The sequence below is a fragment of the Nocardia stercoris genome, assembly GCF_003696265.1.
Lineage (GTDB): Bacteria > Actinomycetota > Actinomycetes > Mycobacteriales > Mycobacteriaceae > Nocardia > Nocardia stercoris.
In genome coordinates, this window is the sequence record NZ_RFFH01000001.1 from 402,363 (window position 1) to 415,842 (window position 13,480).

12 protein-coding genes are annotated in these 13,480 nt (G+C 70.6%); 5 read left to right on the plus strand and 7 right to left on the minus strand.

The window, feature by feature from the left end; translation table 11 throughout:
• From EBN03_RS01725 to EBN03_RS01745, 5 genes are all read right to left on the minus strand, one after another.
• Complete coding sequence (locus tag EBN03_RS01725; RefSeq protein WP_122186045.1) at positions 1-747, minus strand: ESX secretion-associated protein EspG; 747 nt, start codon at positions 745-747, stop codon at positions 1-3.
• The gene (locus EBN03_RS01730) at positions 740-1,888 is read right to left on the minus strand and encodes a hypothetical protein (protein ID WP_122186046.1); all 1,149 of its coding nucleotides are present in this window, start codon (positions 1,886-1,888) and stop codon (positions 740-742) included. Before EBN03_RS01730 ends, EBN03_RS01725 begins: the two co-directional genes overlap by 8 nt.
• On the minus strand, positions 1,888-2,403 hold the full coding sequence (locus EBN03_RS01735) for a hypothetical protein (protein ID WP_122186047.1): 516 nt from the start codon (positions 2,401-2,403) through the stop codon (positions 1,888-1,890). The genes EBN03_RS01730 and EBN03_RS01735 overlap by 1 nt, the downstream gene beginning before the upstream one ends.
• 49 nt (positions 2,404-2,452) lie before the next feature.
• Positions 2,453-3,025 (minus strand): DUF3558 domain-containing protein, encoded by a 573-nt coding sequence (locus EBN03_RS01740; RefSeq protein WP_122186048.1) that lies wholly within the window; start codon positions 3,023-3,025, stop codon positions 2,453-2,455.
• A 151-nt stretch (positions 3,026-3,176) separates the two neighbouring features.
• Positions 3,177-6,590, minus strand: coding sequence for a bifunctional RecB family nuclease/DEAD/DEAH box helicase (locus tag EBN03_RS01745; protein ID WP_122186049.1), 3,414 nt, complete (start codon positions 6,588-6,590; stop codon positions 3,177-3,179).
• 237 nt (positions 6,591-6,827) lie between these two features.
• Here EBN03_RS01745 and EBN03_RS01750 point away from each other — a divergent pair, with 237 nt between their 5' ends.
• The 4 genes from EBN03_RS01750 to EBN03_RS01760 are packed head-to-tail and all read left to right on the plus strand — an operon-like array spanning position 6,828 to position 9,576.
• Complete coding sequence (locus EBN03_RS01750) at positions 6,828-7,256, plus strand: hypothetical protein (RefSeq protein ID WP_122186050.1); 429 nt, start codon at positions 6,828-6,830, stop codon at positions 7,254-7,256.
• Positions 7,249-8,517: a WXG100 family type VII secretion target gene (locus tag EBN03_RS01755; RefSeq protein ID WP_122186051.1), complete on the plus strand. Its 1,269-nt coding sequence runs from the start codon at positions 7,249-7,251 to the stop codon at positions 8,515-8,517. The genes EBN03_RS01750 and EBN03_RS01755 overlap by 8 nt, the downstream gene beginning before the upstream one ends.
• Positions 8,510-8,647, plus strand: coding sequence for a hypothetical protein (locus tag EBN03_RS33960; protein WP_158675505.1), 138 nt, complete (start codon positions 8,510-8,512; stop codon positions 8,645-8,647). The genes EBN03_RS01755 and EBN03_RS33960 overlap by 8 nt, the downstream gene beginning before the upstream one ends.
• A complete protein-coding gene (locus EBN03_RS01760) occupies positions 8,647-9,576 on the plus strand; it encodes an ESX secretion-associated protein EspG (protein WP_122186052.1) in 930 nt (309 codons plus the stop codon). The genes EBN03_RS33960 and EBN03_RS01760 overlap by 1 nt, the downstream gene beginning before the upstream one ends.
• 6 nt (positions 9,577-9,582) lie before the next feature.
• Here EBN03_RS01760 and EBN03_RS01765 read toward each other — a convergent pair whose 3' ends face one another.
• A complete protein-coding gene (locus EBN03_RS01765) occupies positions 9,583-10,224 on the minus strand; it encodes a phosphoribosyltransferase (RefSeq protein WP_122186053.1) in 642 nt (213 codons plus the stop codon).
• A 23-nt stretch (positions 10,225-10,247) separates the two neighbouring features.
• Positions 10,248-11,237: a carbon-nitrogen hydrolase family protein gene (locus EBN03_RS01770; RefSeq protein WP_122186054.1), complete on the minus strand. Its 990-nt coding sequence runs from the start codon at positions 11,235-11,237 to the stop codon at positions 10,248-10,250.
• A 62-nt stretch (positions 11,238-11,299) separates the two neighbouring features.
• Between EBN03_RS01770 and EBN03_RS01775 the strand changes: the two genes are divergently transcribed.
• Entirely contained in the window at positions 11,300-13,111 is a 1,812-nt protein-coding gene (locus tag EBN03_RS01775; protein WP_122186055.1) for a DEAD/DEAH box helicase, read from the plus strand.
• The last annotated feature ends 369 nt before the right edge of the window (positions 13,112-13,480 follow it).

The following is a 13,480-nucleotide window of genomic DNA, read 5'->3' on the forward strand; positions in this document are numbered from 1 at the left end:
TCACCAGGTGTCCGGCTCGTCGGCGCGTAACCGGTCGAGGGCCCGGGCGATCCAGCTGTCGAAACCGGTGGCGAGGTCGCCGGCGGACACCGGGCGCAGGGTCAGATGTTCGCCGTTGAGCTGCTGCAGGTAGCGGCCGTCACCGGTGACATCCACCCAGCGGGTCTCGAACCACGCGTCGGGGCGGGCGTGAATGTTTCCGGTATAGAGGGCGGCCTGGCCGGAGCCGTCGAACCGTCGTCGACCGAGCTGCTCGAAGCGTTGTGCGGCACGGGAATCCGGCGCGTCAGGCTGCAGGTCGGCGAGATGGAAGGTTTCCGTCCGGCCGCTGCCCGGTTTCGCCGCGGGCAGCACGTCGCCCAGCCGCCGGCCGAGTTGCTCGCTCGGGAACAACCGGCACCGGATCGCGCCGTGCACACCGTCGTCGGCGGCCTGGGTCAGCAGGACCGCATGGGACATGGTGCGAGCGCCCAGCATTCGATATTCCCGCGGCGAACCGTTGCCGAAAGTGGTCGAGCTGCCCACGATCTCGATGTGCACGTCCGAGGCGGTGACGGTATCCATGGCGAGCTGGATCAGCTCGGTCTGGTCGGCGTCGTAGCGGGCCCGCACCGCCGCACGGTGCGCGGCCGCGGCGTCCGCGGTGGCGAAGCGGCTGGTGTAGGCGATCGGGTAGGGAAAGCGATCGTTGGCGTCGCTGTACCAGAACGCCGCGAAATCGTCTGTTTCCCAGGACCATTCAGCCATTGCGGGGCTCAGGGTTCCGGCCGATGACACCGTCGGGCAGGGTGCGTGGCAGCGGCCCGAGCAGTTCGTCGGTGTTCTCCATGGTCCGCAGCCAATCCGGGATCTCGTGGGTCTTCTCGTCCTCTTCCTTCGACCCACGACCGGGCTGGCCCATGCCGGGCATGCCGGCCACACCGGGGGTACCGGCGGGGATCCGGCCCGGACCGCCGGGCGCGCTGCCCGTCGGGGAGCCGGGCGTGACCGACCCCGGGCCGCCGGGTGTGTTGGGGTTGCCCGGCATACCGGGTCCGCTCGGCATACCGGGTCCGCTCGGATCGCCCGGGCCGGAGGGGAATCCGGCCGTGGTGGTGTTCGCGGGACCACCCGGTGCCCCCGGGTCGGTTGGAGCGGGGCTGGTTCCGGTCGGCTGGGTGCCAGGGGTGTTCTGCGGGGTCTGCTGATCGGTGGGCTGCTGCTGCCCCGGAGTGGACGGCTGGTTCGGATCACCGGGCGTCGACGGCTGATTCGGGTCACCCGGGCCGGTCGGCAGGCCGGAGTTGGGGCCGCCCGGCGGCTGGCTCCCACCGGGGCCGCCCGGCGGATTCCAGGTGTTGATCGGATCGGTCGGGCTGTTCGGCACAGGTAGGACCGGAATGTTCTGGTCGACCTGCTGGAACGGGTCGACGTAGTACTTCTGCATATCCTCGCGGGCCTGACTCGCTGCGTCGTTGATCGCCTTCAACGACCGGGAGTTCCCCGGCCACGCGCTCGGATGCCAGAGCACAGCGAGACCGGTGGTCGAATTCTTCGGCTCGGGAACGGTTTTCATCTGGTTGATCCCGTCGACCGTCTGGTTGACGAGAGCCTGCAGATCCTCCAGCGAGGTGGACAGATCCAGCGCCTTCTGTGCGTAGTCCCCGATCGCCTTCCGCGACGCCTCGGCGGCCGCACCCTGCCAGGCCGCCGAACTGGACTGGCGCAGCCGGGCGACGAAGAAGTTCACGTTCTGCCACCAGTCGGTGGAGATCTGAAGGTACAGCTTGGCGGCATTGTGCGCGTCGGTGGTGTCGAGCGGGTTGAACGCACGGTAGATCGGCCAGTGGTCCCATTTGTCCGTGTGCTCAGGGTGCGGGTTGCGTTGCGGTTCTTTCGCGTCGGCCATTATCCGGACTGTCCCAGGGTCGGTACACGGGCGGGGATGTTATTGGGGCCGATCGGGCTGTCGGGCATGTTCGCCTTGATTCGGTTGTATTCGGCGGCGAACTCGGCGTCGGACTCGACGTACTTCTGCGCGATCGTGTGGTGGAGATCGCGGATGTCTTTGATGATCTGGTAATGCTGTTCCAGGATGTCCCAGACGTTGTTCGCGGTGTCGCGAGTCGGATCGGCGATCGCAGCCTTGCCCCGGAACCAGCTGACCACCGCCTTGGCTGAATCCAGGCCATCGGTTTTTTCGCCCAGGCCCCAATATGTCTGGTCCGAAATTCGTTTGGCGATTTGTTGCATCGACCGTATCTGATCCATGAATGCCTGGCAGTCGCGTTCGATGTAGGCGAACTCATCGGCGTTGACGGTCAGGTCTGAGCCGAAACTGACCGTCAGCGAGCCGTTCCGGGCCTCTTGAATCAGGTTCGCTAGCGGGCCCGGCTTCGGCGCAGGTGTGTCGTCTGTCGACATCGTGTGGAGCCTCCCCCTCTGGATGATCGGCCGTGCCGATGTCTGGCCTTTACGCGTTGGGTGGGAATGTTGCGATCAGATCTTGTGCGAGCTTCTTCGCAATATCGCAGGCTGGTGTCTTGGCTGTCAGATCGGCCGACGGTGGATTGTCGATCTGCAACTCCAAGCTGCCGCCCGTCATCTGCGCTTCCAGGAGGCAGTTCCCGTGGGTGTCCGTCTGGCCGGTCTGCTGGTAGGTCAGGGCCGGACGGCCGGCGATAGCGAACTCCTCGGACACAGTGAAATTGTGATTCGCATGAATCATCGCCAGCGTGACGTTGGTGGTGAGAATGCTGACGCTGTAGCCGTTGGATACCAGCCATCCGCAACCCCGCCAGTGGATCCCGCCGTTCCCATCCGAGTCGGCATTCCACGGCTGGTTCTTGAACCCCTCCTCGGCGATAACCGATGCGGGCAGCTTGCACGGATCGAACGCGGTCGGCGCATTCGCCGCCATCGACGCCGAAGTCGTCGTCGACACAGCCGCGCCCCCCGAACTCCCTCCATCGGTCCCGCACCCCGCCACAACCAGCGCCACCCCGACCCCGCCGGCCACCGCCGACACTGTCCGCTTCCAGCCCATCGCACATCCTCTCACCAGCCGGCCGCCCCACGGACCGGCTCGCCCCCGAACGGATATCCGGAAAAACAGTACCCCACCCCGAATCTCCGGTCTTGTCTCCGGAGCGCGGGCGCAGGCCGGTCGCACACCCGGTGCTGCCGGTCAGCGAGCTCTACTGCGCGCCCAGTTCCAGGTAGGCCGCGAGATCGGTGAGCTGCTCGGGTGTCTCGGGGAGATACGCGGTGAGCAGCGGTGAACCGACGATGACGGCGGTCCACATCGCCCGTGACACCGCGGTGCCGATCCAGTGCCGGGACAGCAGCGCCCCGATCCCGTGCGGTGCGTCGCTGGGGGAGGAGGTGGCCATGGAGATGAGCACCACCGCGGCTTCCCGGCCGGCGAATCGGTCCGGGGTGCCGACCATCACGTCCTCGATCCGGGCCCGGGACAACAGGGCTCGGATCCGCGCCTGCTGGGCGTGGTAGGGGGTGATGACCAGGATGTCGTGCGGGTGCAGTCGCCGGGTGAGCGCGCCCTGCCGCCACTGCAGGCCCAGCAGGCCGCGCACCTGGCGCACGATTTCGCGGGCTTCCTCGGCGGATTCGGTGCTGTTGCCGTGGTGTTCGACCGGCACCATCGCGACCCCGGCCGGCACTCCGTCCAGATCCCTTGCGAGCGTGACGGTTTCGTTGGAGCGCAGCCGGTTCCCGTAGCGCAGCCGTGATACCGGGCGGCACAGGGTGGGGTGCAGCCGCCAGGTGCGGTCCAGGAAGTAGCCGAATTCCGTTGGGAGCGTCGGGCTTTCGCCGAGCAGCCAACCCAGCGCCGAGCAGTGCACCGGTTCCGGGTGCAGGCCGGGTCCCGCGGGGCGGCCCGGGTCGAGCGGGACCGGGTCGCCCAGCAGCAACAGGTTCCGGGCCGAGCCGGCGACCGCGACGGTGTCGGCAAGCGGCAGCCGGCCCGCGTCGGCGATCACCAGCAGGTCCAGGGCACCCGGCGCCACGCACTCGGGGTCGGCGAAGGCCTCGGGCAGGCCGCCGATCACGCAGCCGTTCACCGCATTGTCCAGGAACCGGGGATACCGCTCGATGTCGATCGAGAGCCATTCCGCCGCAACGGTATTGGCATCCGACTTGGCCACCAGCTCGGGTAGTACCCCCGCCCGCACCACCTCGTCGAGGATGCGCTCGACCGCGGCGTGCGACTGCGCGACCACGCCGACCCGCCACCGGTTGCGGGTCACCAGCCGCTCGATCACCCGCCCGATCACATCGATCTTGCCGGTGCCCGACGGCCCCTGCACCGCCAGCCAGGAATCGTCGAGATCCAGCACCGCCGCCGTCACCGCGGCCGCGTGATCGCCGCACACCTCGGGCAGCGCACCGCCCGACAGCAGTCGCGGCGGACGCCGGGCCAACAGGTCGAAAGCGGCGTCGGCGGGCCGTTCCGGCAGGCTGACCAGCAGCCGGTGCGCCGTCTCCTCCAGCGCGGCGGAGATATGCTCGGTCGGCACCGGCGGTCCCGGCACGATCGCGATCGGCAGCTGCGGGTACGGCTCGCAGCCGGCCGGCAGCAGCTCGACCACGCGCACGGTGTCGGCGAAGTCCGCGTCCAGCGCCGACCCCAGGACGGTGGCGCGGGCGAAGCCGCGCCGCCCGGGGGTCGACCGCAGCCCGGGCACCGGGTGGTCGTACAGGGTCAGCACCGCGGTACCCGGCGGCGGCACGCTGCCGGTGCCGAGCCGGCCGGTCAGGGTCAGGTAGCGGCGCATCGGTCCCTCGCCGGTGCTGTGCCAGTCGGTGTCGACCGCACCCCGGTCGGCGGCCAGAACTCCTGCGGTATCGGACCATTCGGCCACCGGCCGGTGCAGCCGGTCGGTGTGCGCCCAGTGCAGCGGCAGGCGCTCGCGCCGGTGATAGCCCAGCACCGCCGCCGTGCGTGCCGCCGTCTCGGCCGCCGCGGGCGGGGTGCGGTCGTCGGCGGCGTACTCGCGCAGCGCCGCCTCCACCGCCGACGGAAGTTCGGTACCGGTGTCGGGCGGCGGCGGCGCGGCCTGGATTTCGTGCTCGACGGCGAACTCGTACAACCGATCTCGCAGGATCAGGGTATTGACGCAGTCCGACTCCAGGTCCGGCTCGGTGTTGCCGGCGGTCACCGGATCCGGCTCGCCGCCCAGCGCCACCACGAGATCGGCGGGGCCGGCGGACCGTTCGCCCATGACCAGCGCCGTGCACACGATGGGATGCAGGTCGATCAGGGCGCCGAGCAGGTCGGCGGTGATCTCGTCGCCGTTGTCGCAGCGCGAACACAATTGGGCGAGCAGCTGCCGGGCCGGGGTGTGGCAGTGGTAGATCCGCAGGTTCGGATACCGCCGCCGGCGGTCGGCCAGGTATTCGGGCAGGGCAGCCGGATCGTCGTCGATCTCGAAGGCGTGGAACAGGATCGGGGACTCGCCGCCGTCCTCGGGGACCGAGGCGGGCAGGACCGCGACCCCGATCGCGTCGACCCGGCCCGACGTCGCCGCGGTGGTGTCCACGGCCAGGAACACGTCGCCGGCGGTGGGCACCGGCAGCGCCGCCAGCGCCTCCGGCTCGGTGATCGCGTAGGCGGGTTGGCCGGTGCGTTCGCGCCGCAGCTGCAGTTCCGCTTGGCGCTGCACCAGTTTCAGCGTCCGGTCGGCGACCCCGGTCACCGCGGTCGTGGTGTGCGCGAGCCGGTCGATGGTGGTGATCCCGGCGTCGCGCAGCTGGGCGCGCAGCGCCGGGCGCAGGCCCGCGATCAGCAGCAGGTCGCGGCCGGTGGACAGCGCGGCCGTGCAGGTGGGGCAGTGGCCGCAGGCCAGGTAGCGGCGATCGCCCCACTGCACCGGGAGCAGCTCGTTCTGTTTCGCCTCCAGGATGGCGGCGAGGCGGCGCCGGCGAGCCGAGTAGACCGCCGCCGGTTCCGCCAGCTGATACACCTGGTCGACATCGTCGGAGTTCAGCACACGCAGTTCTGGTGATACCTGGAAACCGTTGCGTTGCATGGCATCCGCACAGGCAGCGAGTTCGGTCAGAGTGGCGACCAGCGAGTCGGTGGTCATCCGGCGCCGCAGTTCGTAGCGGGTCGGGCCCGCGGGTGTGCCGTCGAGCAGGCCGACCGCCGCCGGGTCCGAGACCGGTTCGCCGGCGTCGCCGGCCACCACGACGGTGTGTTCGGTGACCTCGGGTCCGGGCCGGCGGTCACCGAGCGGCGCGGTGCGGGTCAGCAGCACACCGGAGGAGACGAAGAAACCGTCGAAGAAGGTGGCGCCCACGATCACGTCCGCGCCCTCGCCGAGCGCGGCCAGCGTCCGCTCCTGCGCGTCGTGCAGCGCGGTCAGGGACCCGGACCCGGGCGGGTCCACCCGGACCACCCGGCCGGAACCGGTGTTGGCCAGGTCGATCGGCAGGTCGCCGTGCGGATCCGCGGTGACGGCCGGCGCGACCACGACCGCGGGCACCAGACCGAGTTCGGCGTCGAGGGCACGCAGCAGCGCGAACTCGCAGCGGGCGGCCGCCACCAGGTCCGCGGTGCAGCACACGACACGATCACCGAACAGATTCAATCGCGGCCCTCCTGTGTTTCGGACACGCCCCGTAGTTCCGGCCCCGCCTCCGTGCGCGCCGACGCCATCAGGGTAATCAGTCGCCGTGGCCGCACCGGGCCCGAGGGGCCCACCCGGGACGCGTGTCGGCCGGCCGGTCCCGCGGCCGGCGCGGGCGGCGCAGGGGCGTCACCGGCTGGACCCGGTGGGGCAGACGGGGATAGGTTCAGACGGGACTCGCGTGCGAAGGGGGCTTCGATGGTGGACGACGGCGGGGACGCGACGGATATCGACGCGGGTGGTGAGGTCGCCGCGGTATTGCAGGCCGTCGACGACGGCCGGCTGTGGATGAACGGGGTACTGGTCCGCGACGGGACACCCGAGCGCTGCGCGACCAGCTACGAGACACTGGCCGATCAGATCGACCAGCAGATCGACGTGCTGGCGGCGGCACTGAACGTGACCGGCTTCGGCGGTGTGGCCGCCGGAGGTTTCGCCTCCGGTGACGATCTGCGCCGCGGCTTCGCGAAGAAGGCCGGCGACGCCCTGCAACTGCTCAACGACTACAGCGTGGCGGCCCGCAAGCTGGCGTTCGCGCTGCGGCTCGCGGCCAAGGCCTACGCCCAGCACGACGACGAGATGGCGGGCGCGCTCGGCCGCGCCGGAAACGACGGCCCCCATGCATAGGATCAGCGGCGCGGACGCGGCCGACCCCGACTACGCCCCGGTGGCCGAGGAATTCGATCACCTCACCGCCGCCGACATCCATCGTGGTGTCGCGGCCCTGGACCCGCGCGAGATCACCGCCGGCGCGCAGGCCTGGCAGCAGGCCTCGGCCGGTCTGGCGGCCGCGGTTCAGCAGGCGCACAACGATATTCGCGGTGCGCTGGACGGCGGCTGGTGCGGGACCGCGGCGGACACCGCGGCGCAGGCGATCACCGACTTCGAACGCTGGGGCCGGCATCTGGCCGATGTGATGGGCGAGGTCTCGACCCGGCTGGGGCAGGCCAACGACGCGGCCGAGAATCTGCGGTCCGCGGTCGCCGAACCATCGTCCGCGCAGCCGGATCTCGACGGTGCGCTCCTGGATCCGAAACAGGCGGTGGCGAATACCGACGCGCAGAAGGTCAGCGACGATCAGCGCCAGGACCTGGTGCGGATCATGAACAGCGTCTATGTGGGTGCGTTCCTGGCCAGCGGGTCCGGGGTGCCGGCGTTCATCGACGGCCCGGACGATTCGGCGACCACCGCGCCGATCACCCGGATGGGATCGGCCGGGCCGCGGCATCCGGCGCCCGGGCAGCCGGTCACCGGTGGTCCGCCCGATGCCGGTGCGCCGGTGATCGCGGCGTCCGAAGCTCCGGGGCCCACGGCGGCGCCGGGCCCGCAGATTCCCAACGTCCCGAACGTCGCGCCCGGTGCGGCGACTCCCGATCTGCCGCAGCAGGGGACCGGTCTCGGCTCGGCGCCGGGCGGCGTCGCGCCTGCCGCGATGGCGCCTGGTGCGCCCGCGCCCGCCTCCGCCGCGACGGATCCCGCGGCGCTGCGGCGAGCCGATGCCCTCACCGAATCGCCTGTGTCGCAACCTGATACGCGCACCGGTACACCCGGCACCCGGGCCGTGCGGACCCGGGCCGCCGACGCCGCGAACTCCGACGACGCCCGGCGCAAGGACGCCCATCGCGACACCGACCAGGGCACGACCGACACCGTGACCGGGGTCGGCGCGGGCATGGTCGGCGGCCTGGCCGGCGGCGTCTTCGTGGCCGACGACGCTGCGCATCGCGCGTCCGGACCATCGGCCGCCCCCGTGCGCCGGGACCGTGCCGACGAGGACGAGTACGACTACGACTTCGATCCCGATTTCCCGGAGCCTCCGCACGATCTGATCGGCGAACTCACCCCGCCGGGCCCCGCGGTCCTGGGCGAATGGTCCGACGATGACTGAGGTTTCGGACGCGATGGTGCCGGATCTCGGGCACCGCGCTGCGGGCGACCGGTCGCGGCGAGCCCATACTCGTGGTGTCGTCGTGGTCGAGGGGTGGTCGGGGCGACTCGCGGGTGTGGTCCGCGCCTGATGAGGTGGACCCTGACACCGGACCGGTTCGCCCTGGCCTGGGAACGGATCGACGGTGACCGTATCCCCTACCCGCTCGCGGTCCGTCGCTCGGCCCGCGACAGTGCCGAGCGCGCCGCTCAGCTCCCGGCCCTGCTGGATTGGTGCGCAACCGAACTCGACGCGGACCTGACCGCGGCCCTGCGCGTGCTGACCCGCCCCGACATCCGAGTCGAGGTGTACGGCACCGCCGGCCCGCATCCGGTGCGGGTGCTGGGCGTGGCCGCAGGTGCGGTCACGGTCGTCGCCGCCCAGCAGCCCGGCCCGCGCGCCGACCGCGGCGCCGACGTCATACTTGTCACTGGCACGATGAAAACCCTTGCAGCTCGGATAGTTTCATTCCTCCCCGAGATGCCGCCCGGCTCCGGGCCGCGCCTGAGCGCGCCGGTAGACCAGGTCAAGGCCACCGACCGCCCCGCCGCCCCGCACCGAATGCCCACGGCTCCAGGCACTCCCGCCGGCCCCTTCGCCACCCCCGGCCCGGCGGCCGCGCCGAAGGCGCCGCACCGGCAGCCACCCGCGATCTCCCCCGCTCCCACGAGCCCCTTCGCCATCCCCGGCCCGGCACCCGCGCCCGGCCCACTCGGCGCCGCAGTCCCCGAAGAACCGTCCCCCGCTGCCGCCGTCCGCCGCCTCCTGTCCCGCCCCCGCGACGGCCTCGGGCAAATGGTGATCTCCGCCCGCCGCGACACCGGCGCGCTGCGCCCCCTGGCCGTCCTGTGCTGGATCGACGTCCGCGGCGACGGCCGCTACGCCGTCCACACCCGCACCGAGGTGGAGATCACCCCGGTCACCGCGGAAGCCTTCGCGGACCTGCTCCGCACCCCGCTCGCCGCCGCCGAGCGCATCACCGCCGACACGGTCCGCCTGCGGCCCACCGCCGGCTGGTGAGACTAATCACCCGCCACTGTTCGCGTCGGTCAACAGTTCCACCACCTCGCCGTCGGTGAGCTGATGAAAGTCCACGTACGCACCCCCGACGCCGCCCAGATCGGCAGGCGCGTACGGGCAGACGACCTCGTCGGCCACTTCCCGCAACCGGTCCAACGCCTCGCCGGACGCCACCGGTACCGCCACCACGATCCGGTCGGGCCGCTGGGCGCGGGCCACCGCGACCGCGGCCGCCGCGGTGGCGCCGGTGGCCATGCCGTCGTCGACCAGCACCACGGTCCGGCCGGTCAGCGGTAGCCGGGGCGGCAGCTCGCCGCGCAACTCGGTGCGGCGGGACAGTTCGGCGGTCTCCGCCCGCTCGACCCGCGCCAGCTCCTCGGGGGTGACGCGGGCCCGGCGCAGCACGTCGGAATTCAATACGCGCACACCGCCTTCGCCGATCGCACCCATCGCCAGCTCCGGCTGACCGGGGACGCCGAGCTTGCGGACCAGCAGAATGTCGAGATCGCCGCCGATCAACGCGCGCACCGCGGCGGCTACCGGGACACCGCCGCGCGGCAGTCCCAGTATCAGCGGGTCGATCCCGCGCAGGTGCAGCAGCAGCCCGCCCAGCGTGCGACCGGCCGCGAACCGATCGGGATAGTGCATCAGTGCCAGTTTAGGGCAGCCGGTCAGCGGGCGGCGATCTCGAATCGGCGTAGCGACAGGCTCGGATTCGCGGTCCGGACCCGGTCCAGCACGGCCGGATCGATCCGGGCGGTGGCGATTCCGGGCTGGTCACCGAGTTCGGAGAGCACCGCGCCGGCCGGGTCGATGATCATCGACGCGCCGACCGCGCGCGGGGTGGCGTGATCGGAAGCCGCGACGTACACGGTGTTCTCGATCGCGCGCGCCCGCAGCAGCGTCGTCCACTGGTCGACCTTGCCGGGACCCGGCATCCACTGGGCGGCGAGCGCGATCACCTGGGCACCGGCCGCGGCCAAGCGGCGGCTGCCCTCCGGGAAGCGCAGGTCGTAGCAGGTCTGCATGCCGAAGACGAGTCCGTCGACGGTGAACACCGCGGGCTCGGCGATCGGGCCGGGCGCGACGATGTCGGATTCCCGCATTCCGAAGGCGTCGTAGAGATGCACCTTGCGGTAGACGGCGGCGAACTCGGCGGTCGGCGCGGCGGCGACCAGCGTGTTGTAGACCCGCCCGGGCCCGGCATCGGGTGCCTCTTCGACCACGCCCGCCACCAGATGGACGCCGAACTCCGCCGCCATCCCGCGCAGCGCAGACACGAACGGCCCGGTCAGCGGTTCGGCCACCGCCACCATCCGCTCGTCGAGCCGCGACACCGCGAACATCGAGTACTCGGGCGCGACCACGACCCGGGCACCCAGCTCCGCCGCGGTCCGCACATGCTCGCGCAGCGCGGCCAGATTGGCGCTCACATCGGTGTGCGGATCGAACTGCACCACCGCCACCTCGACCGGACTCGGACCGGCGGGAACCGGCTGCGTGGCGGGCGCGGGAACCGTATCGAGCACCACGGTTCCGACGGGGCCGGACGGCGTCGCTACGGCGGAGGTCCAGCCGGTGTCCGCTATCGGAGGTTGCTCGGTCGGAACGCCCGATTCGGCGCCGGTGACCGGCGTCTCGGACTGCTGCTGCGGTTGCATACGTCTCACGGTATTGGGCCGATGGCCGAGTCGGCTACCTGCAGGCATTAAGCTGGTTGTCAATGAGCACCTCACCGGCCGACGACGCAGCCCTTGCCGATACGAGGGACGCATCGGGCCCGTCCTTCTCCGATCTCGGTATCGACGACCGCATCCTGACCGCGATCAAGGATGTCGGTTACGAATCCCCGTCGCCGATCCAGGCGGCCACCATCCCGCCGCTGCTGGACGGCCACGACGTAGTGGGTCTGGCCCAGACCGGTACCGGTAAGACCGCGGCCTTCGCGATCCCGGTGCTGATGGGTATCGAGCCCGGCCGGAGCAAGGCGCCGCAGGCACTGGTGCTGGCACCCACCCGTGAGCTGGCGATCCAGGTGGCCGAGGCGTTCGGCCGCTACTCCCAGCACCTGCCCGGCGTGCACGTGCTGCCGATCTACGGTGGCCAGAACTACGCGGTGCAGCTGTCCGGCCTGCGCCGGGGCGCGCAGGTGGTGGTCGGTACCCCCGGTCGCGTCATCGATCACCTCGAGCGCGGCACCCTGGACCTGACCCAGCTGCGCTACCTCGTCCTGGACGAGGCCGACGAGATGCTGAAGATGGGCTTCCAGGAGGACGTCGAGCGCATCCTGCGCGATACGCCCGCCGACAAGCAGGTGGCCCTGTTCTCGGCGACCATGCCGACCACGATCCGCCGGATCTCCAAGCAGTATCTGAAGGATCCGGTCGAGATCACGGTCAAGACCAAGACCACCACGAACACCAATATCGATCAGCGCTGGGTGCTGGTGTCGCATCAGCGCAAGCTGGACGCGCTGACCCGCATCCTCGAGGTGGAGCCGTTCGAGGCGATCATCATGTTCGTGCGGACCAAGCAGGCCACCGAGGAGCTGGCCGAGAAGCTGCGTGCGCGCGGCTATTCGGCGGCGGCGATCAACGGTGACATCGCGCAGAACCAGCGGGAGCGCACGATCGGCCAGCTGAAGGCCGGCACGCTCGACATCCTGGTCGCCACCGATGTGGCGGCGCGCGGTCTGGACGTGGACCGCATCTCGCACGTGGTGAACTACGACATCCCGCACGACACCGAGTCCTACGTGCACCGCATCGGCCGCACGGGCCGCGCCGGCCGTACGGGTACCGCGCTGCTGTTCGTGGCGCCGCGCGAGCGCCGGCTGCTGGACGCGATCGAGCGGGCCACCAAGCAGACCGTCACCGAGATGCGGCTGCCCAGTGTCGACGACGTCAACGCGCAGCGCGTGGTGAAGTTCGGCGACACCATCACCGAGAACCTGTCCTCGGACAGCCTGGGACTGTTCCGCAAGCTGATCGAGGACTACGAGGCCGAGCACAATATCCCGCTGGCCGATATCGCGGCGGCGCTGGCGGTCGGTTCGCACGACGGCAACAACTTCTTCCTCGAGCCCGATCCGGAGCCGGTGCGCCGGGAACGGCCGCGCCGGGAGGACGGTTACGACCGCCGCCGCGACGACGACCGGTACGAGCGCCGCGACGACTACGACCGGGGTCCGGCCCGTTCGCGGCACCGCGACACCGACGCCGACATGGCGACCTATCGGATCGCGGTGGGCAAGCGGCATCGGGTGGTCCCGGGCGCGATCGTGGGTGCGATCGCGAACGAGGGCGGCCTGCAGCGCAGTGACTTCGGCCATATCAGCATCCGGCCCGACTACAGCCTGGTCGAGCTGCCGGCGGATCTGCCGCCGGAGACGCTGGACGCCCTGCGGCGGACCCGGATCAGCGGTCAGCTGATCCAGTTGCAGCTGGATCAGGGCCCGCCGGCGCATCGCAGCATGAGCCGGGCGCCGCGGCGCGAGTTCGCCAAGCGACCGGCGCACCGCAAGCCGCGTACGTAGCGGTTTCATCGAGGACGGGAGCACGTCGGCCGGTTACGGCCGACGGCTCCCGTCTCCGTATGTGGGGGCCGATGGGCGTCGCGGGGGCGCGGGCGGCGGGTGTAACCACCGCCGATCGTCCTGCGATGAAACCCTCGACGCGCCGGACAGCGATTCGTCCCGTCCGGGTAATAAGTGCGAACCGCAGGCGTTATAACCGGCGGTCGGTTTGTTTTTTGGCGTTAAAGTTGATTGATGGTGTCCTGAACAACGCCACATCGAAACTTCCTGCCCGGCTGGTGTGGTCTGAGAAGTCTGACCGAATTGTTACGAGCGTGTGCTTTTCAAGCGGGTATGCTCACAATTTGCTGACAACGTTGTCGCTTACAC

Excerpts from the sequence above, each read along its gene's own strand:
- EBN03_RS01725 (WP_122186045.1), bottom strand. The coding sequence starts at position 747 with ATGGCTGAATGGTCCTGGGAAACAGACGATTTCGCGGCGTTCTGGTAC.
- EBN03_RS01730 (WP_122186046.1), bottom strand. The coding sequence starts at position 1,888 with ATGGCCGACGCGAAAGAACCGCAACGCAACCCGCACCCTGAGCACACG.
- EBN03_RS01735 (WP_122186047.1), bottom strand. The coding sequence starts at position 2,403 with ATGTCGACAGACGACACACCTGCGCCGAAGCCGGGCCCGCTAGCGAAC.
- EBN03_RS01740 (WP_122186048.1), bottom strand. The coding sequence starts at position 3,025 with ATGGGCTGGAAGCGGACAGTGTCGGCGGTGGCCGGCGGGGTCGGGGTG.
- EBN03_RS01750 (WP_122186050.1), top strand. The coding sequence starts at position 6,828 with ATGGTGGACGACGGCGGGGACGCGACGGATATCGACGCGGGTGGTGAG.
- EBN03_RS01755 (WP_122186051.1), top strand. The coding sequence starts at position 7,249 with ATGCATAGGATCAGCGGCGCGGACGCGGCCGACCCCGACTACGCCCCG.
- EBN03_RS33960 (WP_158675505.1), top strand. The coding sequence starts at position 8,510 with ATGACTGAGGTTTCGGACGCGATGGTGCCGGATCTCGGGCACCGCGCT.
- EBN03_RS01760 (WP_122186052.1), top strand. The coding sequence starts at position 8,647 with ATGAGGTGGACCCTGACACCGGACCGGTTCGCCCTGGCCTGGGAACGG.
- EBN03_RS01765 (WP_122186053.1), bottom strand. The coding sequence starts at position 10,224 with ATGCACTATCCCGATCGGTTCGCGGCCGGTCGCACGCTGGGCGGGCTG.
- EBN03_RS01770 (WP_122186054.1), bottom strand. The coding sequence starts at position 11,237 with ATGCAACCGCAGCAGCAGTCCGAGACGCCGGTCACCGGCGCCGAATCG.
- EBN03_RS01775 (WP_122186055.1), top strand. The coding sequence starts at position 11,300 with ATGAGCACCTCACCGGCCGACGACGCAGCCCTTGCCGATACGAGGGAC.